This is a genomic window from Campylobacter vulpis, assembly GCF_014217995.1.
GTDB classification, from domain to species: domain Bacteria; phylum Campylobacterota; class Campylobacteria; order Campylobacterales; family Campylobacteraceae; genus Campylobacter_D; species Campylobacter_D vulpis.
Window position 1 is genome coordinate 671,855 of record NZ_CP041617.1, and the last position, 24,416, is coordinate 696,270.

General features: G+C 34.6%; 25 protein-coding genes. 19 read left to right on the top strand and 6 right to left on the bottom strand.

Going from position 1 to position 24,416, the window contains the following annotated elements; all coding sequences use genetic code 11:
- Positions 1-57 precede the first annotated feature (57 nt).
- Both CVULP_RS03355 and CVULP_RS03360 read left to right on the top strand, forming a co-directional pair.
- Complete coding sequence (locus CVULP_RS03355) at positions 58-1,650, top strand: methyl-accepting chemotaxis protein (protein ID WP_099507066.1); 1,593 nt, start codon at positions 58-60, stop codon at positions 1,648-1,650.
- A 10-nt stretch (positions 1,651-1,660) separates the two neighbouring features.
- Positions 1,661-2,095 carry an META domain-containing protein gene (locus CVULP_RS03360; protein WP_099462525.1) on the top strand — a complete coding sequence of 145 codons (435 nt, stop codon included), beginning with the start codon at positions 1,661-1,663 and terminating at the stop codon, positions 2,093-2,095.
- Positions 2,096-2,112: 17 nt separating this feature from the next.
- Here the strand turns inward: CVULP_RS03360 and tenA are convergent, their stop codons facing one another.
- Positions 2,113-2,778, bottom strand: a complete 666-nt coding sequence (gene tenA / locus CVULP_RS03365) for a thiaminase II (RefSeq protein ID WP_099507065.1) — start codon at positions 2,776-2,778, stop codon at positions 2,113-2,115.
- Between the two features lie 109 nt (positions 2,779-2,887).
- Here tenA and acpP point away from each other — a divergent pair, with 109 nt between their 5' ends.
- From acpP to accA, 3 genes are read left to right on the top strand one after another with little or no spacing between them, the layout of a single operon-like run.
- Positions 2,888-3,121, top strand: coding sequence for an acyl carrier protein (gene acpP, locus CVULP_RS03370; protein WP_004275459.1), 234 nt, complete (start codon positions 2,888-2,890; stop codon positions 3,119-3,121).
- 23 nt (positions 3,122-3,144) lie between these two features.
- Positions 3,145-4,359 carry a beta-ketoacyl-ACP synthase II gene (locus CVULP_RS03375; protein ID WP_099507064.1) on the top strand — a complete coding sequence of 405 codons (1,215 nt, stop codon included), beginning with the start codon at positions 3,145-3,147 and terminating at the stop codon, positions 4,357-4,359.
- Between the two features lies 1 nt (position 4,360).
- Positions 4,361-5,302 (top strand): acetyl-CoA carboxylase carboxyl transferase subunit alpha, encoded by a 942-nt coding sequence (gene accA, locus CVULP_RS03380; RefSeq protein ID WP_099462532.1) that lies wholly within the window; start codon positions 4,361-4,363, stop codon positions 5,300-5,302.
- A gap of 16 nt (positions 5,303-5,318) precedes the next feature.
- On the opposite strand, the gene CVULP_RS03385 is transcribed toward accA, so the two are convergent.
- Genes CVULP_RS03385 through CVULP_RS03400 form a run of 4 tightly spaced genes read right to left on the bottom strand, consistent with a single transcriptional unit; the run spans position 5,319 to position 10,280 of the window.
- Positions 5,319-6,485, bottom strand: a complete 1,167-nt coding sequence (locus CVULP_RS03385; RefSeq protein ID WP_099462534.1) for a glutathionylspermidine synthase family protein — start codon at positions 6,483-6,485, stop codon at positions 5,319-5,321.
- Between the two features lie 2 nt (positions 6,486-6,487).
- Positions 6,488-7,168, bottom strand: coding sequence for a polyphenol oxidase family protein (locus CVULP_RS03390; RefSeq protein WP_099507063.1), 681 nt, complete (start codon positions 7,166-7,168; stop codon positions 6,488-6,490).
- Entirely contained in the window at positions 7,132-7,740 is a 609-nt protein-coding gene (ribE, locus tag CVULP_RS03395; RefSeq protein ID WP_099462538.1) for a riboflavin synthase, read from the bottom strand. Before ribE ends, CVULP_RS03390 begins: the two co-directional genes overlap by 37 nt.
- Complete coding sequence (locus CVULP_RS03400; protein ID WP_099507062.1) at positions 7,740-10,280, bottom strand: translocation/assembly module TamB domain-containing protein; 2,541 nt, start codon at positions 10,278-10,280, stop codon at positions 7,740-7,742. Before CVULP_RS03400 ends, ribE begins: the two co-directional genes overlap by 1 nt.
- 160 nt (positions 10,281-10,440) lie before the next feature.
- On the opposite strand from CVULP_RS03400, the gene groES reads away from it, so the two are divergent.
- From groES to CVULP_RS03420, 4 genes are all read left to right on the top strand, one after another.
- Positions 10,441-10,701: a co-chaperone GroES gene (groES, locus tag CVULP_RS03405; protein ID WP_099462542.1), complete on the top strand. Its 261-nt coding sequence runs from the start codon at positions 10,441-10,443 to the stop codon at positions 10,699-10,701.
- A gap of 10 nt (positions 10,702-10,711) precedes the next feature.
- Entirely contained in the window at positions 10,712-12,349 is a 1,638-nt protein-coding gene (gene groL / locus CVULP_RS03410) for a chaperonin GroEL (protein WP_099507061.1), read from the top strand.
- A gap of 99 nt (positions 12,350-12,448) precedes the next feature.
- The gene (thiH, locus tag CVULP_RS03415) at positions 12,449-13,582 is read left to right on the top strand and encodes a 2-iminoacetate synthase ThiH (protein ID WP_099507060.1); all 1,134 of its coding nucleotides are present in this window, start codon (positions 12,449-12,451) and stop codon (positions 13,580-13,582) included.
- Positions 13,572-14,177 (top strand): thiamine phosphate synthase, encoded by a 606-nt coding sequence (locus CVULP_RS03420; RefSeq protein ID WP_099462587.1) that lies wholly within the window; start codon positions 13,572-13,574, stop codon positions 14,175-14,177. Before thiH ends, CVULP_RS03420 begins: the two co-directional genes overlap by 11 nt.
- A gap of 64 nt (positions 14,178-14,241) precedes the next feature.
- Here the strand turns inward: CVULP_RS03420 and glnA are convergent, their stop codons facing one another.
- Positions 14,242-15,672 (bottom strand): type I glutamate--ammonia ligase, encoded by a 1,431-nt coding sequence (gene glnA, locus CVULP_RS03425; RefSeq protein ID WP_099462548.1) that lies wholly within the window; start codon positions 15,670-15,672, stop codon positions 14,242-14,244.
- 186 nt (positions 15,673-15,858) lie between these two features.
- Between glnA and CVULP_RS03430 the strand changes: the two genes are divergently transcribed.
- From CVULP_RS03430 to ffh, 10 genes are read left to right on the top strand one after another with little or no spacing between them, the layout of a single operon-like run.
- Positions 15,859-16,560 carry a chemotaxis protein gene (locus tag CVULP_RS03430; protein ID WP_099507059.1) on the top strand — a complete coding sequence of 234 codons (702 nt, stop codon included), beginning with the start codon at positions 15,859-15,861 and terminating at the stop codon, positions 16,558-16,560.
- Positions 16,557-17,813, top strand: a complete 1,257-nt coding sequence (locus CVULP_RS03435) for a peptidase U32 family protein (protein WP_099507058.1) — start codon at positions 16,557-16,559, stop codon at positions 17,811-17,813. Before CVULP_RS03430 ends, CVULP_RS03435 begins: the two co-directional genes overlap by 4 nt.
- Positions 17,810-18,304: a 5-(carboxyamino)imidazole ribonucleotide mutase gene (purE, locus tag CVULP_RS03440; protein WP_099462554.1), complete on the top strand. Its 495-nt coding sequence runs from the start codon at positions 17,810-17,812 to the stop codon at positions 18,302-18,304. The genes CVULP_RS03435 and purE overlap by 4 nt, the downstream gene beginning before the upstream one ends.
- Positions 18,305-18,799: a DUF3972 domain-containing protein gene (locus CVULP_RS03445; protein WP_099462556.1), complete on the top strand. Its 495-nt coding sequence runs from the start codon at positions 18,305-18,307 to the stop codon at positions 18,797-18,799. It begins immediately after the preceding gene.
- Positions 18,799-19,662: a glycine--tRNA ligase subunit alpha gene (gene glyQ / locus CVULP_RS03450; protein WP_099462558.1), complete on the top strand. Its 864-nt coding sequence runs from the start codon at positions 18,799-18,801 to the stop codon at positions 19,660-19,662. Before CVULP_RS03445 ends, glyQ begins: the two co-directional genes overlap by 1 nt.
- Positions 19,649-20,374 (top strand): Nif3-like dinuclear metal center hexameric protein, encoded by a 726-nt coding sequence (locus tag CVULP_RS03455; protein ID WP_099462560.1) that lies wholly within the window; start codon positions 19,649-19,651, stop codon positions 20,372-20,374. Before glyQ ends, CVULP_RS03455 begins: the two co-directional genes overlap by 14 nt.
- A 10-nt stretch (positions 20,375-20,384) precedes the next feature.
- Positions 20,385-21,107 carry a zinc ribbon domain-containing protein gene (locus CVULP_RS03460; protein ID WP_099507057.1) on the top strand — a complete coding sequence of 241 codons (723 nt, stop codon included), beginning with the start codon at positions 20,385-20,387 and terminating at the stop codon, positions 21,105-21,107.
- Positions 21,104-22,249, top strand: coding sequence for a lipid IV(A) 3-deoxy-D-manno-octulosonic acid transferase (gene waaA, locus CVULP_RS03465; RefSeq protein ID WP_099507056.1), 1,146 nt, complete (start codon positions 21,104-21,106; stop codon positions 22,247-22,249). Before CVULP_RS03460 ends, waaA begins: the two co-directional genes overlap by 4 nt.
- Positions 22,230-22,982: a pseudouridine synthase family protein gene (locus tag CVULP_RS03470; protein ID WP_099507055.1), complete on the top strand. Its 753-nt coding sequence runs from the start codon at positions 22,230-22,232 to the stop codon at positions 22,980-22,982. Before waaA ends, CVULP_RS03470 begins: the two co-directional genes overlap by 20 nt.
- Positions 22,983-23,042: 60 nt before the next feature.
- Entirely contained in the window at positions 23,043-24,380 is a 1,338-nt protein-coding gene (gene ffh / locus CVULP_RS03475; RefSeq protein ID WP_099507054.1) for a signal recognition particle protein, read from the top strand.
- Positions 24,381-24,416 lie beyond the last annotated feature (36 nt).

Below are 24,416 nucleotides of genomic sequence, written 5' to 3' on the forward strand. Positions count from 1 at the left end.
TAATTCATTTTAAATAAATAAAAAGTAAAATGATGGAACTTAGACTTAGGAGTTTATATGTTTAAAAGCATAGGTTTTAAGGTTTCTGCGACGATTTTTTCTATTTTGTTTATCAGTTTTGTGGTTGTATGGTTTATTTTAAATTTAGACTTTAAAAATACTGCAGATAAAATGGGACGAGAAAATTTAGACACTATAAGCACTTCAGTTTTTCAAACTATGCGTATGGCTATGAATTTGGGCGATCCCGAAAAAATTAAAGAAGCTATTGAGGATGCGAGGAGTATCAAGGGTATTAGTGATATTTACATTTATCCTTCGAAAGATACCATTGAGCTTTTTGAAATGAAAAATCCACAAATTGCAAAAGATAGTATCATTTTAGAGCAGTTTGATAAACCTGAAATTAAAACCCTAGAGCAAATGTATAATGGAACTCCATCTTTGAGGCTTATACGCCCTTTGATTGCCGATGATTCTTGTGTGGCTTGTCATGCAAATGCTAAAAATGGTAGTGTTTTGGGAGTTATGGATGTATATCATTCCTTACAAAGTGTGCAAGATGATATAGCAAGGACAAGTAGGTCGTATATTTTAATTTTTAGCTTTGCTTTGCTTTTTACACTCATTGTTGTCCTTTTGGTGTTAAAAAAAGTTGTGGGAAATCCTGTTTTGGAGCTTTTAAAGCACGCTAAAGAGTTAGCTCAAGGCACGGGCGATTTGCGTGCAAGAATTAGAATTAAGGGACGAGATGAAATTTCGCAAGCTTGTAGCTATATCAATCAATTTATAGAAAAAACGCAAAATGCCGTAATCTCTACGGGAGCAAGCGTTAAAAAAGTCGAAGATCAAACAGGTGTTTTAAATTCAAACGCGACTAGTTTAAATGAAATCACTATGAAAAGTCATCATAAAACTAATGAAAGTTTTGATTTGAGCAATAATATAGGATCAGAATTGACTGAACTTGCATCACTTTCTAGTGAGGCAAATGTGGCAAATGATAAATCTTATACCTTGCTTGAGGAAATGCTAAGTTCTCTCTTTAATGTGGCACAAAAGGTTAATAGTGTAGCGACAAATGAAGATGAACTTGCTAAAAAAGTTGAAAATATGGTTAAACAAGCACACAATATACAAAAAGCAACAACTATGATGGATGAAATCGCTGATAAGACAAATTTGCTTTCTTTAAATGCTGGGATTGAAGCGGCTAGAGCTGGGACATTTGGGCGTGGATTTTCCGTCATCGCGGAGGATATTAGAAATTTGGCACAAAGTAGTGAAGAATTTTTGGGAAGTGTTGCACAAATTACTAAGGAGCTTTTAGAAAGCATACAAAATGTAAGTAATGAGCTTAAAGAAAATGCCCATAGCGTTCAATCTTTAAATGAAAACACAAATTTACTTGTAGATTCTGCAAATGAAGTTAAAATTTGTAATCAGGAGGCTAAAAATTTAGTTCTTCAATGCACACAAAAAATTAAAATTTCTCAAGAAAATATTCAAAAACTTCTTTTTTCTATGCAAGAAACTGTGGAGGTAAGTGAAAAAAATGAAGAGATTGCCAAAATTCTTTTGCAAATTTCTAATGAGTTAAAAATAGTGTGTAATAATTTAGAAGTTCAAATCAATCAATTTCAAGTTTAAAGGAGAGTATATGAAAAAATTTGGTGTTGCCTTAGCAAGTTTAGCGTTTTTTGTAGGCTGTGCAAGTCATAATGGAGCAGATAAAATGGAGGGAGAAGTTATGAAAACTCTTTCTTTGGAGGGTCAAAATTTAAAAATAGAAAAAATTGTAATTAGTGGAAAAAGCTTCAATCCTGAAAATATGGAGGAAAACCCTAATATAAGTTTTGACAAAGATAAATTTTATGGTTTTGCGGGCTGTAATCGCTTTTTTGGAAATTATGAAAAGAAAGATATGAATATTCAAATTGACGGTGCTGCTTCAACACAAATGCTTTGCCATCCTCAAAGTGTAATGGAATTTGAAAGTGCTTTTTTAATGAATTTTAAAGGGAATTTTAAAATTATTAACGAAGATGGTAAAATTATTTTAGAAGGTAATGCGGCAAAAATTTATCTTAAATAAGTGCCTTTTAAAGGTACTTAAAGCTCTAATTTTAAATCAAGAGCGTGTTGCCAGAAATTAACCTCTAAACGAACGACAGAATAAAAAATCTCACTTAGTTTCGCAAATTTTTCTTTTGAAACGCTTTTTTCATAACTATTTAAAAAATCTTCAAATTCTTTAATCTCGTCCTGAAAAGCCTCTCCACTATAAGTTAAAATCCACTCTTTGTAGGGGTGATTTTCTAGTTTTTTAGCTCCTATATTTTCATAAATTTCTTTACCTATGTAGCCATAGCCTATCGCACAAGCACTAAGAGCAACCAAAAGATCTAAGTAATCTCCACTTTGTCCAACGCTTAACATATAGCGGGTGTAGGCGATATTTGCCAAGCTTTCATCTTTAACGCCTAACTTATCAGCATTAATGCCAAGTTTTAAAATGCTTTTGTGTAGTTCAAGCTCTCCCTCAACGATATAGTTTTGAAATTTCATAGCAAAGCGAAGCTCTCTAGCATTATTTGCATTAAGAGCAAGTAGGGCGTAACATTTAGCATAGTGAATGAGATAAATATAATCTTGCTTGAGATAAAATAAGAAATTTTCACTTTTCAAAGTGCCATTTTCTAATTGTTTTACGAAATCGTGATGTAAATATGAGTCCCAAATTTGAAAATTTTCTTTTAAAAGTTTTTGAAAAAGCATTGTAGTTCCTTTAAAATTTGATATTTGCATAAGTGTATTAAAAAACTATAAATAAATTTAAGTTTTTTATAGTAAAATGTCGCTTTATTTTTAATTTAAGGAGAAACAAATGGCAACATTTGATGATGTAAAAGCAGTAGTAATGGAGCAGTTAAGCATAGAAGCAGATGCTGTAAAAATGGAATCTAAAATTGTTGAGGACTTGGGTGCTGACTCTTTAGATGTTGTTGAGCTTGTAATGGCTTTAGAGGAAAAATTTGGTGTGCAAATTTCAGATAGTGATGCGGAGAAATTGATTAAAATCGAGGATGTTGTTAATTATCTTGAAAATCTTAAAAAATAAAAGATACGCATAAGGAGCTTGTCTTGAAAAGGGTTGTGGTTACTGGCATTGGTATGATAAACGCTTTAGGCTTAGATAAGGAGAGTTCTTTTAGGGCGATTTGTGAGGGTAAAAGTGGAGTGGATAAAATCACACTTTTTGACGCAAGCGAATTTCCCGTCCAAATTGCTGCGGAGGTTAAGAATTTTGACCCTTTAGAAGTGGTAGATGCTAAGGAAGTTAAGAAAATCGACCGCTTTATACAGCTTGGACTTAAAGCCGCGAGAGAGGCGATGAGAGATGCGAATTTTGATGAAGATTTGGATAAAGAGGAATTTGGTGTTGTCTCTGCTGCTGGCATAGGCGGTTTGCCAAATATAGAGAAAAATTCTGTTATTTGCGAAGAAAGAGGACCGCGTAAAATTTCCCCATTTTTTATCCCTTCAGCTCTTGTTAATATGCTAGGAGGTTTAGTGTCCATAGAACACGCCCTTAAAGGTCCTAATATTTCTTGTGTAACAGCCTGTGCGGCTGGAACGCATGCTATAGGTGAAGCTTATAAAAGTATAGTTTTAGGCACAGCAGATAAAATGCTAGTTGTGGGAGCTGAAGCAGCTATTTGTCCAGTAGGCATAGGAGGTTTTGCTTCTATGAGGGCTTTATCGACTAGAAATGATGATCCTAAAAGAGCTTCACGCCCATTTGACAAAGAAAGAGATGGTTTTGTAATGGGTGAGGGTGCTGGCGCTTTAGTTTTTGAAGAATACGAGGCGGCAAAAAAACGCGGAGCAAAAATTTATGCTGAACTTGTAGGGTTTGGAGAGAGTGCAGATGCACACCATATCACTGCTCCAACTTTAGATGGTCCCTTAAGAGCTATGCAAAAAGCTTTAAAAATGGCATCTTGTGTTAAGGTTGATTATATTAATGCTCACGGCACTTCAACTCCTGTTAATGATAAAAATGAAACTGCTGCTATAAAAGCAGTTTTTGGTGAGAATTTGCCTTTTGTCAGTTCTACAAAGGGACAAATTGGACATTGTTTGGGTGCGGCAGGAGCTATTGAAGCGGTGATTTCTTTAATGGCTATGGAAAAAGGGCTAGTCCCTCCTACAATTAATCAAATTGAAAAAGATGAAGATTGCAATCTTGATTATGTGCCAAATGTCGCTAAGGAAGCAAAGCTTGACGTTGTGATGAGTAATTCTTTTGGCTTTGGTGGAACAAATGGCTGTGTGATTTTTAAAAGAGTGGATTAATATGGCTTTTTATTTAGATTTTGAAAAAAATATCCAACAAATTGATGAAGATATTATAAATGCACAGATTAAGAGTGATTTTGAAGCCGTAGCCATTTTGAAAAAAAATCTTGAAAGAGAAATTTCTAAAACTTATAAAAATTTGAGCGACTTTCAACGCTTACAATTGGCAAGACATCCTGATAGACCCTATGCACTCGATTATATTGATTTAATATTAAATAATAAATATGAAATTCACGGAGATAGAGCCTTTAGAGATGATCCCGCCATTGTCTGTTTTATGGGCTACTTGGGTGATAAAAAACTTATAATTATAGGGGAGCAAAAGGGACGCGGCACTAAGGATAAAATAGCAAGGAATTTTGGAATGCCACATCCCGAAGGATACAGAAAAGCTTTAAGAGTTGCTAAAATGGCGGAGAAATTTCAAATTCCTATTTTATTTCTTATTGATACTCCGGGTGCTTATCCGGGCATAGGAGCTGAAGAAAGGGGACAAAGTGAAGCCATTGCGACAAATTTGTATGAATTAAGCGATTTAAAAACTCCAACCATAGCCATAGTTATAGGCGAAGGGGGAAGTGGGGGAGCTTTAGCTATCGGTGTAGCAGATAAACTTGCGATGATGAAAAATTCTGTTTTTTCTGTGATTTCTCCTGAGGGTTGTGCGGCGATACTTTGGAATGATCCTGCTAAAAGCGAAGCAGCAACTAAGGCTATGAAAGTCAGTGCTGATGACTTAAAAACTCAAAATTTGATCGACGATGTTATTGAAGAGCCTATAATGGGAGCACATAGAGATAAAGAAAATGCGGCTGTGGCAATTGCCGATTATGTTAAAAAAGCTTTAGATGAGTTAGAAAACATTGATTCTAGGGAGCTTGTAGCCAACAGAATGCAAAAAATTCTTAAACTTGGAGCTTTTAGAGAAAATTCTTAAAGAATTTTCTCTGTATTTATTTGATAATGTGTCCTGCAAATTTGGAGGCATTATCTATAATCATCTCTCCTTTTCTAAAACCCAAGCCACAACCCTCATAAGCGAAAAATACTCCAGCTTGATAATATTCATTTTCACTAGAATTTAATTCATAATATTCTTGATAAATCATTTTATTATTTCCGTATGGACCGACATTTTCTTTAATATTTTCACCATTTTTCACTATGCTAATATTTGCCCCCTCTCGACCAAAAACAGGCTTTTTCACATAATCTTTACCTTGTAAAGGCTCATAGGAGCTTTCCAAAAGTAAAGGGTGATTTGGGTAAAGTTCCCATAAAATTTTTAAAATCCCCTTAGATTGAAACAATAGTGTATAAGCAGGATTTAAAATAATCGCCTTTTGATTACGCATAATTTGCGTTAAAAGCATAGCAAGTTCTCCTTCCTCAATGGCAATTTCCTCCCAAGGTATGAGCTTAAACCAGTATTCATAATTCACTCCATCTTTAAAAATACCCTCCTCGCCAAATTCCACTTCATCAACATAGGCAAAATCACATTCAAAACCCGCATCCTTTGCTATATGTGCTAAAAGCTTGGTTGTAAGTTCTTCCTCTTTGCTTCCTGCCACACTTGAAAAAAGAATTTTCCAGCCCCTATAATGCTCCTCAAAATTTTCGACACTTTCATCAAGGGTGATGAGTCGTTTAAAATTATCCATCAAACTTTCATAAATGCTATTAAACTGCGAATGCTCATCTAAGCCATTTTGTTTTAGTATAGCCCATTGTAAAATGGCACTTTCAAAAAGTGAAGTTGGCGTGTCTGCATTAAATTCGATGAGTTTTATCGGCTTACCATCAAGCCCACCTGCAAAGTCAAAACGCCCATATAAATGCCAATGCACTTCATTTTCCCAACTCATTTTAATAGCATCGATGAGATTAAAAGGTATGCCAAGCTCGTCAAATCTATCATTATCGATGACATTTTGTGCCGCTGCTATAAACATATCATAAAGCTCATTAGCTGCTTCATAGTAGGCATTTGCTTCATTTTTGCTGACACAAATGAATCGATTGTCTAAATAATCACTCCCGTCCTCATCTGTATGCCAAGAAAATCCTATGCTTTCTAGATAGTTTTTTTCTAATTTTTCTAGCGTTAAAAATTGCATTTTTACTCCTTTAAATAAATAACACTTACAAAGCGTTTTTTTGTTTGATTGCGGCGATAAGAAAATAAATTTTTATCCTCAAAGCTACAAATTTCTAAATCATTAATATTTTTCAGCCCTAAAGTTCTCGCTTGCTCTTTCGCAAGAGTTTTTAGGTCAAGCTTATCGTCCCTTAAAAAGGGGGCAAAATGTTTTTGTGTGTAATTTAAAATCGTTCCGCTAAGTTTATAATTTTTTTGGCAAATAGAGGGTAAGATGAAGAGGATAAAATCTTCATTTTTAAGCGTTAAATCAAGATTTTTAAATTGACTTAGTGCCTCTTTTAAGATGTTTTTAAAAGTGCCTTCACGCCCAGAATGTAAGGCTGCAATAAAGCCTTTTTTATGGTATAAAATGAGGGGCAAACAATCCGCACTCAAAACGCAAAGAGCGATGTTTTTTTCTTTTGTGATTAAACCATCGCAAGAAAAATTGTTGAAATTTGCATCATAAATTTCAACTTTATTTGAGTGAATTTGATTCATAAAAACACATTTTTTAATTTTTTCAAAGCCTAAATGCTCAAATAAATTTTCTTGCCAAATTTTTGCTCTAAATTCGCTATAATCCTTATCATAAGCACAAAAAATACTAACCTTTTTAGTCTCTAATACAGATATGAAATTCTTTCGACTTCTTCCCACGAAAGCCCCTTTTTAGCTTGAAGTTGCGACCTTATATAGCGTGCAAGCAAGTCGCTTTCTATATGAATGCGTCTGCCTATTTTATATTCCTTAAAAAGCGTATCTTTAAGGCTTAATGGTATGAGAGTGAGGCGAATTTGGCTTTCAAAGACTTCATTGATGGTAAGGCTCACTCCATCAACGCCTATGCTACCCTTATTTGCCATAAGTGGCATAAGATGAGCGGGTAAAGAAAGATAAAAGTCAAGTCCATTTTCATTAGGGACAATTTTTTCAAGCACTCCAAGTCCGTCAATATGTCCTTGCATCAAATGCCCATCAATGCGGTCTTTATACCGCAAAGCAGGTTCGATATGCACTCTATCTTTTAAATTTTCTAAGGCTAAATGTGTCCTACTTTCCTTAGAAAGCTCTAGTTCAAAGCCATTTTTTTGCACACTAATCACACTTAAACACGCTCCATTAACCGCTATGCTATCACCTATTTTAGGGCGATATTTGGCATTTAGGCTTAAGATATTGTTTTGGTAAAATTTTACCTTAGCAATCTCTCTAATTAAGCCATTAAACATTATTGATCCTTTAAAAGCTTATTGAAAAGCTTGTCAAGTCCCTCGCCCGCTTTTTGAGCGGGTTTTGTAGCCTCGTGTCCTAAAACTTTACCCAAAGATTTAATAACGCTTCCTGCATCAAGTTTAATTTTAGGCTTTTGGCTTGTTCCCGTAATAAAACCTTTGAAATTTGCCCTATCAATTTTCGCATCAAAAGGGATATTTAATGCACCATTTTTAGAATTTAAACTGCCTTTTTCTATGATGATGTGCGAATGCGGTGCTTGCATATTGAGATTAAAATCAATATGTTCTTTATCGATGTGTGCGTTGGCATAAGCGGTGTTAAATGCTTCTTTTGTTACATCTTTTAAGGTAAGAATGTGTAAAGCTTTTGTAATGGCATTTTCTTTTAAATGACCTTCATTGATGTCAAGTTTAATATCGCCTTTTTCGTTTAGAAGATTATAATTGATATTAGCATTTGCCTTTCCTTGATAAAGGTCTATTATATCAATGCCTTTAGCTAAAGAAGAGAGGTTAAGTCCATTTAAAGTTGCTTGGAGTTGATTATTTTTAAGTGAGGCATTAAGCTTTGCTTCAAATAAATTTTCACTTATAAGTAAAGCATCAATTCCCTTCGCATTAAAATCAAATTTCCCATCAAAATCTGCTTTTCCGCTGAGTTTTCTCTCAAGTAAAAAACCTAATTTGGAAAAATCGTTTAAGTTAAGCTTGAAAGTGGATTTTAAAGCGACATTATTTAAGTCAAAGCTTCCTTTTAAGCTTGGGATATTTGCAAGACTTGAGTTTAAATTTGTGTCAAAATTAACAAGAGAATTATTTATATTTGCTTTGGCATTTAGATCATAGTTTGCATTATTTGGAAATTTAACTTCCAAAAGCTTAGAAAGAGTTGTATGATTAAGCACTCCTTTAGCGTTTAAACTGACATTGCCATTTAGCTTTTTTAAATCAAGATTTGTTAAGACGCCTTTGGCATTGAGTATCCCACTTGCGTAATTTGGTTGCCCTGCTATAATGAAAAGTTTAGCTAAGTCAAGCTTATTAATGTCAAAATTGAGATTTTGTCCGTTAGAATTTGCCTTGATTGTCCCTCCTGCTAAATTTGCGTTAGCGTCAAGACTTTGGATATTGGAATTTTCTAATTTGGCTTTAGCATTAAGCGTAACTTCGCCTTGTAATTTTTGTCCAGCAATGCTATTAAATTTGGATAAATCTTCAATGAAAGCTTCTGTATTAAGTGCAAGTTCTGCATTATTTAAATCATAGCTTCCATTTAATTTTTTAATGTTGAGTAAGGTTGAGGCTAAAAGTGCATTGTAATTGATCTTGCCATTTAGAGCATTTGCTGTGGCGTTGAGTTTGAAATTAGTTTGAGGAAATTCGAGTTTTGTGAGTTTTTTAAGCTCTTTTGAATCAATTTTGCCGTTATCAATATTAGCTTTCAAGTCAAAATTTTTAAAATCTAAACCCTTACTATTTAAATTTGCGTTTAAGCTACCATTTGCTAAAGCACCATAACCTGCAAGAGCAAGAATTTTTTCAAGTCTTACAGCGTTTAAAAGCACGGCTAAATGGTTATCTTTAAGTTTAGCATTAAATTCGCCTCCAAGTCCGTCAAGTTTGGCGTTAAGACTATCTAGGACATTATTGGTAAAGATAAGATTACCATTTAGACCTAAAGAACCTTGAAGTTTCGTTTTTGTGAGGCTTTCAAGTTTAGTTAAGTCGGGAATTTGTAGTTTAAAATCCGTATTGAGAGTATTATTCGTTAAATCATAAAGTGTTTTTTGGCTTGTAAGACTCAAATAGCCATTTTGCGTTTGGCTTGTAGCGTGAATTTGATTATCTTTTATAATGGCTAAAATTTCTGATTTAAGATTAGAATTTGGTGGTAAATTAAGGTTAAAATCTTTTTGAATTTGCTTATAGTTTATAGAACTCATATCAAGTTGTATAATGGCATTACCCTCAGGTTTTAAATCTTTTGCGCTAATTTTTGCTAAGGCGTTTAATTCCCCACTTGCATAAGGAGCTTGGTTTAAAAAGCTTAAAATTTCCTCGATTTTTAAATTTTTAGCATCTAAATTTAAGGCAATAGGAGAAAAATTGTAAATTCTTGCGTCGTAATTTAAATTTGAGCCAAACACCCTCCCTCTTCCTTTTGCTTCAAAATCTTTGATAGAGCCTATTATATCGCCATTTAGCTCTAAATTTTCTTTTAAATTTAGATTGAGTGTTTTGGCGAGATTTTTATTTAAAGAAAGAGCATAATCAAGCTCAAAACCAAGACTTAAGAGGCTTAAATTCCCTTCGATTTTAAGTTGAGCGATTTGATTTAAATTTGCTTCTAAATTTAAGAAAGATGGACTTAAAGAAAAATGAGAGATATTTAAATCAAGTCCAGAAAGTTCCTTAACTTTAGTTTGGGCAACATTAGCAATTAAACGATTGCCAAAAGAACTAAAAATCAAGCCATAAATAACGACAAAAAGCACTAAAAAAAAGGCTAAAAGTGCGTAAAGAATTTTTTTCATTGTTTCTCCTTGAGTTATTTTTATAAATTAACTTTAGTCAATTAAGCTAAAGTTTTATAAATATTTTTACTTAAAGTATTGACAAAATTCATTTTTTTTAGTATGATTTTATCACTCAAATTAAAGAGTGCTAAAAATCAATATTTTAAGGATGGACAAAATGAATTTTCAACCTTTAGGAAAACGCGTTCTAGTTAAACGAGTTGAAGAAACTAAAACTACCGCTTCAGGCATTATTATACCAGATAATGCTAAAGAAAAACCTTTGATGGGGGAAGTTGTCGCAGTAAGCAAAGAAGTAAGCGATATAGCAAGTGGCGATAAAATTGTATTTGCTAAGTATGGCGGCACAGAGATTAAACTCGATAATGGCGAATATTTAGTTTTAAATTTAGATGATATTTTAGGAATTTTAAAATAAGGAGTAGAAAATGGCAAAAGAAATTATTTTTTCAGATGAGGCTAGAAATAAGCTTTATGAGGGTGTTAAAAAACTTAATGACGCAGTTAAAGTAACTATGGGACCAAGAGGTAGAAATGTTTTAATTCAAAAAAGCTTTGGTGCACCAAGCATTACAAAAGACGGCGTAAGTGTGGCTAAGGAAGTTGAGCTTAAAGAAAATCTTGAAAATATGGGTGCATCTTTAGTGCGTGAAGTTGCGAGTAAAACAGCTGACCAAGCAGGTGATGGCACAACCACAGCGACTGTTTTGGCACACGCTATCTTTAAAGAAGGTTTAAGAAATATCACAGCAGGAGCGAATCCTATTGAAGTTAAAAGAGGTATGGACAAAGCTTGCGAGGCTATCGTCGATGAGCTTAAAAAGCTTTCAAGAGAAGTTAAAGATAAGAAAGAAATCGCTCAAGTGGCGACAATTTCAGCAAATTCTGATGAAAAAATCGGTGCTTTAATTGCCGATGCTATGGAAAGAGTGGGAAAAGATGGTGTTATCACGGTGGAAGAGGCAAAGTCTATTAACGATGAATTAAGCGTTGTCGAGGGTATGCAATTTGACAGAGGTTATCTAAGTCCTTATTTTATCACTAATGCGGATAAAATGATAGTTGAGCTTTCAAATCCTTACATTTTGCTTTTTGATAAAAAAATCACAAGCTTGAAAGATTTATTGCCTATTTTAGAGCAAATTCAAAAGACGGGAAAACCGCTTTTAATCATTGCTGAAGATATTGAGGGTGAGGCTTTGGCAACTTTAGTTGTGAATAAATTAAGAGGAGTTTTAAATATCTCTGCCGTTAAGGCACCGGGCTTTGGTGATAGAAGAAAGGCTATGCTTGAAGATATTGCTATTTTAACAGGCGGTGAAGTGATAGCTGAAGAGCTTGGTAGAACGCTTGAAAGTGCGACTTTGGAGGATTTAGGGCAGGCTTCTAGTGTGATTATCGATAAAGATAATACGACCATAGTCAATGGTGCTGGAGATAAAGCAAATATTGACGCAAGAGTAAATCAAATCAAAGCACAAATTGCTGAAACAACGAGTGATTATGATAGAGAAAAATTACAAGAAAGACTTGCGAAACTAAGTGGCGGTGTGGCACTTATTAAAGTCGGTGCGGCAACTGAAACAGAAATGAAAGAGAAAAAAGACCGCGTTGATGATGCTTTAAGTGCGACAAAAGCAGCGGTTGAAGAAGGTATTGTTATCGGTGGTGGTGCGGCACTTATTAAGGCTAAAGCTAAGATTAAGTTAAATTTAGAAGGCGATGAGGCTATCGGTGCTGCTATTGTGGAAAGAGCTTTAAGAGCACCTTTAAGACAAATCGCAGAAAATGCGGGCTTTGACGCTGGTGTGGTTGTCAATAGTGTAGAAAGCTCAAGTGATGAAAATGCGGGCTTTGACGCTGCTAAGGGCGAGTATGTGGATATGTTTAAAGCGGGTATTATCGACCCTGTGAAAGTGGAGAGAATAGCTTTGCTAAACGCTGTTTCTGTGGCTTCTATGCTCTTAACGACTGAAGCAACAATTAGTGAGATTAAAGAAGATAAACCTGCTATGCCAGATATGAGTGCTATGGGCGGTATGGGAGGAATGGGAGGAATGATGTAATACCTCCTCTAACTCCTGCCCTCTTTTGAGGGCAAATTCTCTTATTTAAATTTCACTAACCCTTCTTTGTTACAATCCTTAAAAATCAAAAGGAATTTTATGGATTATCTTCCCCATATGCAAGTGATTCAAAGCGATATTTTAGCTAAAGTGATGAAAGAAGTTGAGAATTATGATGAGGCAAGGTATCAAGCAAGTGATGTTTTAGAAGCTTTAAATTCTCATCATCTTAATATAGAGCATTTAAAAGCTCTTCTAAGCAGTGCTGCGGAGGATTTTATAGAGGACTTAGCTCTCAAGGCTTCAAAATTAAAACTTAAATATTTTGGAAATAATATTGCTTTATTTACCCCTCTTTATTTGTCAAATTTTTGTAATTCTAAATGCGTTTATTGTGGTTTTCAAAAGGGTAATAAAATCACAAGAGCAAAATTAGATGAGCAGGAAATTCACGCAGAAATGGCTGCCATAGCTCAAAGTGGTTTGCAAGAAATTTTAATGCTAACAGGAGAGGGGAGGGAATTTGCAAGTGTTGCATATATTGCTAGGGCTTGTGAAATTGCAAGAGAGTATTTTAAGGTTGTAGGTGTGGAGATTTATCCTATGAATGTTGATGAATACGCCCTCTTGCATAAAAGTGGGTGTGATTATGTAACGATTTTTCAAGAAACTTATAATGAACTTAAATATTCTAAAATTCATCTAGCTGGTGAAAAAAGTGTGTTTAAATATCGTTTTTTTGGGCAAGAAAGGGCTTTAATGGCTGGTATGAGGGGGGTGGCTTTTGGGGCTTTGCTTGGGATTGATAATTTTAGAAAAGATGCCCTTGCTTGTGTGCTTCACGCTTATTTTTTACAGCAAAAATACCCTCACGCTGAATTTTCTCTTTCTATCCCGCGTTTAAGACCTATTATTAACAATACGAAAATTTCTCCTAAAGATGTGAGTGAAAAAAGACTTCTGCAGGTTTTATGTGCTTATAGACTTTTTTTACCCTTTGCTCACATTAGCCTTTCAAGTCGCGAAAGAGTTGGCTTTAGAGATGAAGCTATTAAGCTGGGCGTAAGTAAAATGAGTGCTGGAGTAAGCGTTGGTATAGGGGAGCATTCTGGTGCTAAAAAAGGCGATGAGCAGTTTGAAATTTGTGATGATAGAAGTGTGGGGGAGATTATAACTAAGCTTAGAAATTTAAAATTACAGCCCGTGATGAGTGATAGTGTTTATGTGGGGTAAAAAAATCATCGCAATTAGCGATAGAAATTTAGCAGGGAGTGAATTTTTAACGCAGGTTGAAAAACTTGCAAAGGCTAAGATAGACGCTTTTGTGCTCAGGGAGAAAGATTTAAGCGAGTATGAGTATTATGATTTGGCTAAGGAGGTTTTAGGTATTTGTGTGAAGTATAAAACAATTTGTTTTTTGCACGGCTATTTAACGCCCACTTTAAAGTTAGAGCATAAGTATTTCCAAGCTCCCTTAACCCTACTTAGAAAAGAGTCGAATTTGGCAAAATATTTTCACATTTTAGGCACTTCCGTTCATAGCAAAGAGGAGCTTTTGGAAGCGATTAATTATAGAGCAAATCACGCTTTTGTGGGACATATTTTTGAGAGTTCTTGTAAGCCAAATTTAAAACCTTACGGAATGGAGCTTTTAAGAGATTTGCTAAGTTTTAGTTCTATACCACTTTATGCCATAGGGGGGATTAATGCTGAAAATATTGGTGCTTTTAGAGAATTAAATGTCGCTGGAGTATGTATGAGAGAAGTTTTAATGCGTGAGAATAATCCTAAAAAATATCTCACGCTTTGCAAAAAGGAATTTCTATAAATTTCAAGTTTTTCTATATATTTGTTTTAAGGATTTTATAATCCCACTTTTGTGGGATTAAATCTTAACAAGAATAACAAGTTTTAAATTCGTAAGCTGTAGGGCGTGCTTCCACAGGCCACACTTGAGTGGCAAATTTAAGGTGTTGATAATCATCAATAAAAAGATCGCTCATTACAGGCTTTAAAAAACTATTATAGCGGATAAGTGCTTCTAGACTTCCCCTTAGGGTGTGAGGGAGTTGCTCTATGCCTTTTTCACGCACTTCATCTAGAGTTAAATCAAACAAATTTTCTTCCATAGGACCCACTGGGATATGCTTATTTTTAATCCCATCAAGTCCCGCCATTAGCAGTGAAACAAAGGCTAGGTAAGGATTTGCCGTGCTGTCTGGAAAGCGAATTTCAACGCGTGCTGAATTTTTCCCCATACCATAAGGAATGCGACAACTTGCACTTCTATTTTGACAAGAATAAGTCAGTATGCAAGGTGCTTCAAAGCCCGGGACGATTCTTTTGTATGAATTTGAGCTAGGATTTGTAAAGGCAGCAACACTTCTTGCGTTTTTGAGGATTCCTCCTATGTAATGAATAGCATTTTGGCTAAGTCCGCCGTATCCGTCTTTATCATAAAATAAATTCACGCCATTTTTCCATAAACTCATATGCACATGCATACCACTACCATTATCGCCATAAAGAGGTTTTGGCATAAAGGTTGCAGTTTTACCATTGAGATGAGCGACCATTTTAACGATATATTTGTAAATTTGCACATTGTCAGCTGCTTCAACTAAGGTGCCAAAATGAACGCCTATTTCAGCTTGTCCTTGTGCAACTTCGTGATGATGCACAAAGGTTTTAATGCCGACTTTTTCTAGAGTTTGTACCATTTCAGCTCTAATATCAACCAAAGAGTCAATGGGTGCAACTGGGAAATATCCACCCTTATTTCTTGGACGATGTCCGGTATTATAGCTATCGACAAATTCTCTATCATCATTCCATTCACCTTCTTCGGTATCAACTTCATATTTAGCACAATTAGGACTATCTACTATTTTAACACTATCAAAAATAAAAAATTCATTTTCAGGTCCAAAATAAGCCATATCAGCTATGCCACTTTCTTGTAAAAATTGCAAAGCCTTTTTTGCCATAGAACGCGGACATTTTTCATACATTTGTCCCTTATAAATATCATAAACATCGCAAAAAACGATAATGGTCTGGTCTGCTGTGAAAGGGTCTAAAAAGGCACTTGGAGCGTCTGGTTTTAAAATCATATCCGATTTATTAACAGGCTGCCAACCCTCCAAAGAACTGCCATCAAAGGGAATTCCTAGCTCAAAAGTCTCTTCGCTAATGGAGTGAAAATTGTAAGTGATATGATGCCAAGTGCCTATGATGTCGGTAAAACGAAAATCCACAAACACAACCTCATTTTCTTTGCAATAAGTAAAAAATTCCTCGACATTATTGACAAATTTGCCCATATTTTCTCCTTGATTAAAATTAAATTACAAAATTGTATCATAAAATTTTTAATTCAGTTTTAATTAAGATAATTTTTTTTATGAATTTGAAAATTTCATTTTTACATAAAAATTTTTATTTTTTATCTTTTAGTTTTAATTTATTTGCATTATAATTTCAAAATAATTTTAATATTAAGGAAAAAAATGACTCAAGAAGAACTTGACGCCTTAATGAATGGCGATGTTGATATTGATGCGCCAAATTCGAGTGAAGAGCCTAGTGTGGTTGAAGAAAGTGAGACTGGTGAAAATGGAGCCATAGTTGAAAATATGAAATCTACCGAGTATCAACCAAATCCTAGCATACTTTGGCCACCTCCCCCACCAAATGACGAACATAAAGTTGTTCATCAGCTTGATGATGTTACGAAAGATAGTGAAGAAAAAGCGACCGAGATGATGGACAAGCTTGAGAGCATTAGTAATTTTTTTGCAGATTCTGAAACTTTGCTTAATGAATTAAATAATGTTTTTGATAAAAATATTGACATTTTTAATAAATTGAGTGAGCGTTTTCCTAATGTTGAGAGTTTTGGCGAGGCTTTAAAACTCAATCAAGATATTAAGGAAAAAACAAAAGAAATAGGCGAAAATTTACAAAGCGGACAAGATGAAGTGATGATGGCTATGGACGCTATGCAATATCAAGATATCCATAGACAGAAAATTGAAAGAGTAATTAATGTTATGCGTGCGTTAAGTCGCTATATGAGTTCTTTATTTGAGGGTAAGATTGATGATAAAAAACGAGTTAGTTCTGCCATACATATTGAGGGTGATACCACAGCTGATGTTGTGAGTAATGATGATATAGAAGCACTGATTGCGTCTTTAGGGCAGAAATGATTATACCTGAAATTGTCGCTCCAGCGGGGAATTTTACTAAACTTAAAATCGCCCTTGCTTATGGTGCGGACGCCGTTTATGCGGGAGTAAATAACTTCTCTTTGCGTTCTAGAACGGCACGGGAATTTGATTATGAAAGTTTTAAAGAGGCGGTTGATTACACGCACGAAAAGGGCAAGAAAATTTATGTAACGCTCAATGGCTTTCATTTAAGTGGGCAAGTTGAGGGACTTAAAAGGCATATTTTAAAGCTTAAGGCTATGAAGCCTGATGCTTTTATCGTGGCAAGTGTAGGGGCTATGGCTTTGGTAAGGGAACTAGCCCCTGAAATTCCTTTACATATCTCCACGCAAGCTAATGTTTTAAATTATTTAGACGCTAAAGTTTATAAAGAAATGGGTGCAAAACGCGTGGTTATTGCAAGAGAATTGGGCTTAAAAGATGCTAAAATTTTAAAAGAAAATTGTGATATAGAATTAGAAGCTTTTGTGCATGGTTCAATGTGCTTTGCATATTCTGGACGCTGTTTAATTAGTTCTGTGCAAAGTGGTAGAATGAGTAATCGTGGCTCTTGTGCGAATGATTGCCGTTTTTCTTACGAGCTTTTTGCTAAAAATCCCGAAAATGGGGTTTTATTTCGCCTAGAAGAAGATGAAAATGGAACGCATATTTTTAATTCTAAGGATTTAAATTTGTGTGCTTATATAGAAAAAATCATGAAAGAAAATTGCATTAGTGCCTTTAAAATAGAGGGTCGCACGAAGAGTGAGTATTATGTCGCACTGACTACACGCACTTATAAAATGGCGATTGAAGATGTTTTAAAGGGGGAATTTGACGCTTTAAGATATGAAAAAGAAATTCACACACTTAAAAATAGAGGCTTTACAGATGGCTATCTCATCTCACGCCCTTTGGAGAAAATAGACACGCAAAATCATCTCACAAGCATTGAAGAGGGGACACATCAGGTGCAAGGATTTGCAGAAGATGGAGAGTTTTTTAAGTGTAAAGGCAAAGTTGTCTTAAATGAAGCTTATGAAATTTTAAGCCCTTTAGATTCTAAAATTACGCCTTGTGAGAATGAGCTTGGCACAATTTATGAAAAAGAAGGGAAATATTTTGTGAAATTTAAAAAAATGCTCACTCAAAATCATAAAGAATATACAGAAATTCATAGTGGGAATGAAAATGCTATTAAAATGCCGAGTTTAGTGCCAAAATTTAGCTTTTTGAGAAAGGAAATTGTATGAAATTTGTAGCGATACTTATGGGAAGTAAGAGTGATTATGAGGTAATGAGCGAGGCGGCTAGGGTGCTTGAAAGCTTTGGAGTTAAATATGAGCTTTTTATCACTTCAGCACACAGAAGCCCAAAAAGAACGAAAGATTACATTAAGGAAGCAGAGCAAAAAGGAGCAAAAGTTTTCATCGCGGCAGCTGGTATGGCGGCACATTTAGCAGGAGCAGTGGCAGCCTATACAACTAAGCCCGTTTTGGGAGTGCCGATGAGTGGAAGCAGCTTGGCAAGTATGGATTCTTTGTTTTCCACTGTGCAAATGCCAAGCGGAATTCCTGTGGGAACTTTAGCTATAGGTAAGGCTGGAGCTATGAATGCAGCTTATTTGGCGGTGCAAATTTTAGCTCTTAATGACGAGAATTTAGCAAAGGCTTTAAAAGAAGAGCGTAAAGCGAAAGAAGATAAGCTTATTAAAGATTCTAAAAGTGTAGAGGTGATTTTATAAATGCAAACTTATTTAGAATTGGACGAATTTTGCAAATTGGTGCATTTAAACGAAGATGTCGTTAAGGGTATGATGGCAAATGGCTCTTTGAATTTTAAAGAAGAAGATGGGGTGATTTACATCGAGGCAAATCAAGGCACTTTTAGTGTCGTGCCAAGTGGAGCAAATCAAAATTCTATGGTTAATTCTATGACCTTAGCTGGAGAAAGCTTTGTGGAAAAGACCATAGGAACAATTTTAAATTTACACGAGAAAGTTTTAGACGCTAAGGACGAAACCCTTGAAGCCTTAAAAAATGAGAATAAATTTTTAAAAGATGCACTCTATTCTATGCAAGAGCTTTACGATGCGGATAGAAAAACTATAGAAACTTTAAATGAGGAACTAAAGCACGCTAGAGAAGAAGCGGAATTTATGAAAAGAAAATATAAATTAATGTGGAATAAAACCATAGAAACTTATGGCGATAAGGCTAAAGAAGAGGAAAGTGAATAATGACTTTTTCGCAAATGATACTAAATTTACAAAATTTTTGGCAAGAAAATGGCTGTGCAATTATGCAGCCTTATGATATGCCAGCTGGAGCTGGAACCTTTCATCCTGCGACTTTTTTAAGAAGCTTAGGTAAAAAACCTTGGGCTTGTGCTTATGTGGCACCAAGTAGAAGACCAACAGATGGGCGTTATGGAGAGAATCCTAATCGCTTAGGAGCCTATTATCAATTTCAAGTTTTAATCAAACCAAGTCCGGATAATATCCAAGAGCTTTATTTAAAAAGCCTTGAAAATTTGGGCTTTGATTTAAAAAGCCACGATATACGCTTTGTGGAGGACAACTGGGAAAGTCCGAGCCTTGGGGCGTGGGGGCTTGGCTGGGAAGTTTGGCTTGATGGTATGGAAGTAACGCAATTTACTTATTTTCAGCAAGTGGGCGGCATCGCTGTGGATTTAGTGAGTGTGGAGATAACTTATGGGCTTGAGAGAATTGCTATGTATTTGCAAAATGTTGATAGTGTTTATGATATAGTGTGGAGTGAGTTTAATGGGGAATTAATCAAATACGCCGATGTGCATAAGCAAAGTGAGTATGAATATAGTAAATATAATTTTGAAACAAGTAGCGTAGAGCTTTTAAATTTGCAGTTTCAAAATGCTTATGAGGAGTGTAAAAATACGCTAGAACAAGGTTTGGCTTTACCTGCATATGATTATTGTATGTTGGCTGCACATACTTTTAATTTACTTGATGCAAGAGGAGCTATTTCTGTGGCAAAAAGACAGGATTATATGCTTAAAATCCGTGAACTTTCTAAGCATTGTGCTGAAATTTATAAGAAAAATTTAAATGAAGTTGAATGAAATTTATGCTTTTTTAAATGAGCTTAGTCCTTTTGAAAAGCAAGCCAGTTGGGATAATAGCGGACTTTTGCTAGGAAATTTACAAGATGAAATTGATACAATTTATCTTAGTCTTGATGTTGATGAAAATTTAATACAAAATGCAGAGGAAAATTCACTTTTCATTACCCATCATCCTTTAATTTTTAAGCCTCTGCGTGATTTAAGTGGAATGGCTTATCCCAAAAATTTGCTTAAAGAAATGATTAAAAAAAATATCGCTCTTATTTCCCTACATACAAATTATGATTTAGGTCACCTTAATGCGTATTTTGTTAAGGAAGTTTTGGGTTTTGAGAGTTTTTATCAAGAGGAATATTTGATTTATGTAAAACTTGATTTAAGCTTTAACGAGCTTTGTGAGAGAGTGAAAGAAAGGCTTGGTTTATCGCAGCTTAAAGTTAGTTTTAGTGGTAAGGAAAAGCTTGAGAAAATCGCTATTTGCACTGGTAGTGGAGGGGATTTAATTTCTAGTGTGAAGGCGGATTGTTTTTTAAGTGGAGATTTTAAGTATCACCAAGCTTTTGAAGCTTTAAGTAATAATTTGAGCCTAATTGAGCTTGGACATTATGAAAGTGAGCGTTATTTTAGTGAAAATCTAGCGAAATACTTGCAAAATTTGCCGCTAAAGGTTATAATGTCGGTTTCAAAAAATCCATTTCAATACTTTTAAGGAAAATTTAATGAATAAATATTTAGAGCAGTTAGTTCATTTATCACAAATAGACCAAGAAATCGATAGTTTTGAGCCTAAAATTAGTAGTGTAAGTAAGACCTTAAGAGATGCTGAAGCTAGGATAGCTAAGATGAGTGAGGAGCTTGTAGCTGCTGATGGAGAGATTGGGGATATAGAGGCACAAAAAGCACAAAATAATGCTCATATAGCAGAATTTTCAGCTAAAATTAAGGAGCTTGGTAAAAAAAGTGGTGCAGTCAAGACAGAAAAAGAAGCGAATGCACTCAAAATAGAGGAGGATATCGCCAAAGAACAGCTTGATGCAGCTAATGATGAAATTGTGCGACTCGATAAAATTTTAGAAAATAAAGAGCATTTTAAGAAGGAATTGTTAGAAAACAGAAGTAAAGAAGAGGCGAATTTAGAGGGAATTAAAAAGGAAATTGAGGTGCAAATTTCAAACCTTGAAAAAGAAAGAATGACAATTTATAATAGAAAAACAAAGCTTGTGAGTGAAATGAATCAAAAAGTGCTTGGCTTTTATGAAAAAATTCGTAAATGGGCGAAAAATACTGCCGTTGTTCCTGTTAAAAAACAAGCTTGTTATGGGTGCTTTATGAAAATTTATGATAAAACTTATTTGGCTGTGATAAAGGGCGAGGAGATTGTAACTTGTCCGCATTGTGGTAGAATTTTATATAAAGAGCTTGAAGAAGCGAAAAAGAATTGATAATTGCCTACTATTTCCTCACTTGGGTGGCATTTTTTTTAGGTGCTATCCCTTTATTTTTTCTTTCATTTTTTAAAGCAAAATACAAAAAAAGTTTGAAAGCGAGATTTTTTCTTTATAAAAATTCTTGTCAAAAAGCACAGGTGCATTTTCACGCTTGTTCTTTGGGAGAGGTTAAAAGCATTGGAATTTTAAGTGAGAAATTTGATTCTAGAATTAGCGTGATTACACAAACAGGCTTTGAGTGTGCGAAAAATTTTTGCAAAAAAGTCAATTTCTTAGCTTTTGAAAATTGGCTGCCTTTTTGGTTTAAGCCTTGTGAAGTTTTGGTGATTTTTGAAGCGGAATATTGGCTAATGCTTGTTTTTATGGCGAAGTTAAGAGGTGCGAGAGTGCTTTTGATTAATGCGAGAATTTCAAATCACTCTTATGAGACTTATTTGCGTTTTGCCTTTTTTTACCGCTTGATTTTTTCTTACATTGATAAGGTTTTTGCTCAAAGTGCGAAAGATAAGCAAAGACTTGAGCAATTAGGTGCTAAAAATGTGAAAATTTTTAAGAACATTAAGGCAAATTTAGAAATTAAACCTAGTAAGCATTATACTAAGCTAAAAGAAAGACTTATCGTTTTTGCTAGCACACATCAAAAAGAAGAGGAGCTTTTATTAAAGTTTGTTACTTTACAAGAAAATGAAAAGCTTATTATCGCTCCAAGACACCCAGAGCGTTTTTTGGAAGTCGAAAATTTATTGCAACACCATGCTTATGAAAAATTTTCAAATTTAAAAAAATGGGAAGATTTTAAGGGACAAATTTTATTGCTCGATGTTTTGGGAGAATTAATTAATTTTTATGCGATTAGTGATGTAGTCGTGCTTGGTGGTTCTTTTGTTGAGGGGATTGGAGGGCATAATCCCATTGAGGTAGCAAGTTTTAATAATATTCTCATTACAGGTATTTTTATTCATAATCAAGAAAATTTATTTGCAGAAGTTGAAAATGTCAATTTTTGTGAGGATTTGACAAGGCTTGATTTTATGATACATCATTTAAGTAAAAAAGCTAGAATCTCGCAAAATAAAGACTTAAGCGTGATAGAAAATGCGATAAAGGAGGGACTTAATGCAAGAAAAAGCCTATAAATTACTTGCTTTGCAAGAAAATATTTCAAATAGAGAAGCTAAGGATTTGATAGATAGAGGCTTGGTTTTTTCTAGTGGTAAAAAAGTCGTCCTTGCCAGAGCTTTGATGAGAGAGGGAACGAAATTTAGTTTGCTTAAGACGAAAAAGCCCAAAATTTTGTTTGAAGATGAAAAAATTTTAGCAATAAATAAGCCTTATTCTTACATTAGTGAGGAATTAGAGAGTGAATTTAAGGCTAAACTTTTAAATAGATTAGATAAAGAAACAAGTGGGCTTATTTTGCTTTGCAAGGACGAGACTTTTAGACAACTTTGCATAGAAGAATTTAAAAGACAAAGGGTCTATAAAAGCTATATAGCTGTTCTTGATGGAATTTTAGCAGAAAAAGTTGTTGTTGATGAGCCTATATCCACATCTAAGAGTAAAAATGGTGCTTTTAGCAAAATTGTAAAAGACGGACAAAATGCTTTAAGCACTATAAGTCCTTTAATGATACAGAGCAAAAAAACTTTAGCAAAAATTTGCATTCAAACAGGTAGAACGCATCAAATAAGAGTGCATAGTGCCTTTATAAAACACCCTGTTGTAGGTGATGAAAAGTATGGAAAAATAGTAGCGGATAGAATGTATTTGCATAGTTATGAGCTTAAAATTTTGGATTATGAGTTTAAGGCAAATTTAGATGAAAGTTTTGCAAAATTGGGCTTTGAGCTAAAAAATTTAGACTTTTAAAGCCATTTAAGCAAAAATTTTGTATAATCTCGCTTTTATTTTATAGGGAAAGGTTTTGGAGTGTTTGAACTTGTCAGCGAGTCTTTTAAAAGTGCTGTAAATAAGCTTCGTTTTGTCGATGATGAGAAAGCTTTAAAAAACGCTTTAGAAACCCTTAAAAAATCCTTACTCAAAGCTGATGTCCATCATAAAGTTACAAAAGAACTATTAAGCTTAATTGAAGAAGATGTGAAAAAAAACGGCATAGGACAAAAGCAGTTTTTAGAAGCGATTAAGAAAAATTTAGAAGACATTTTAAGCGTTAATGGTAAAAATCAAGGTTTTGTTTTTTCCCCTAAGCCTCCAACTATTGTTTTGATGGTCGGTTTGCAAGGGGGTGGTAAAACGACAAGCACGATAAAACTGGCAAATTATCTTAAACTTCGTAATAAAAAAGTTCTTGTTGCAGCGTGCGATTTACAACGCTTAGCAGCGGTGGAGCAATTAAAACAACTTTGCGAGATTAATGAAGCTCAGCTTTTTTACATAGAAAATGAGACAAATCCCATCAAAGTTGCAAGAGAGGCTTTACAGAAGGCTAAGGACGGCTTATTTGATGTTTTACTTGTAGATACGGCTGGGCGTTTGGCTATTGATGAATCCTTAATGAACGAGTTGAAAGAAGTTAAAGCAAGTTTAAATCCTGATGAAATTTTTTATGTTGCTGATGCAATGAGTGGTCAAGATGGAGTAAAGACTGCATCAAGTTTCAATGAAGCTTTAAACCTTAGTGGAGTGATTTTATCCAAATTTGACGCAGATACTAAAGGCGGTGTGGCACTTGGCATAGCAAGGCAAGTTGGTATCCCGTTAAGATTTATCGGTGTGGGCGAGAAAGTTGCAGATTTGGAGGTTTTTATCCCAGATAGAATTGTTGGTCGTATTATGGGAGAGGGCGATTTGGCGACTTTGGCGGAAAAAACTGCGGCAATTATTGATGAAAAAGAAGCAAAAAAATTAAATCAAAAAATCAAAAAAGGCGATTTTAATTTTAATGATTTTCTAACTCAAATGGAAAGCGTTAAAAAATTAGGCAGTATGAAATCACTCATTGGTATGATACCGGGGCTTTCTAATGTGGCTTCTAGTGTGAAAGATTTGGACTTAGATAATTCTAAGGAAATTTTACATATTAAAGCGATGATTTCTTCTATGACTCCAAAAGAAAGGGAAAATCCCGATCTTTTAAATAATGCTAGAAGACGCCGTATAGCAAATGGTGCTGGACTTTCACAAATGGAGGTCAATCGATTTTTAAAACAGTTTAACAATGCGGCTAAATTAGCAAAGAAATTTTCAGGCAAAAAAGGAATGGATAGTTTGATGACGATGATGAATCAGGCTCGTAGGCAGTTTTAAATTTCACTTATAAATACTAATTTTAGTATCTATAAT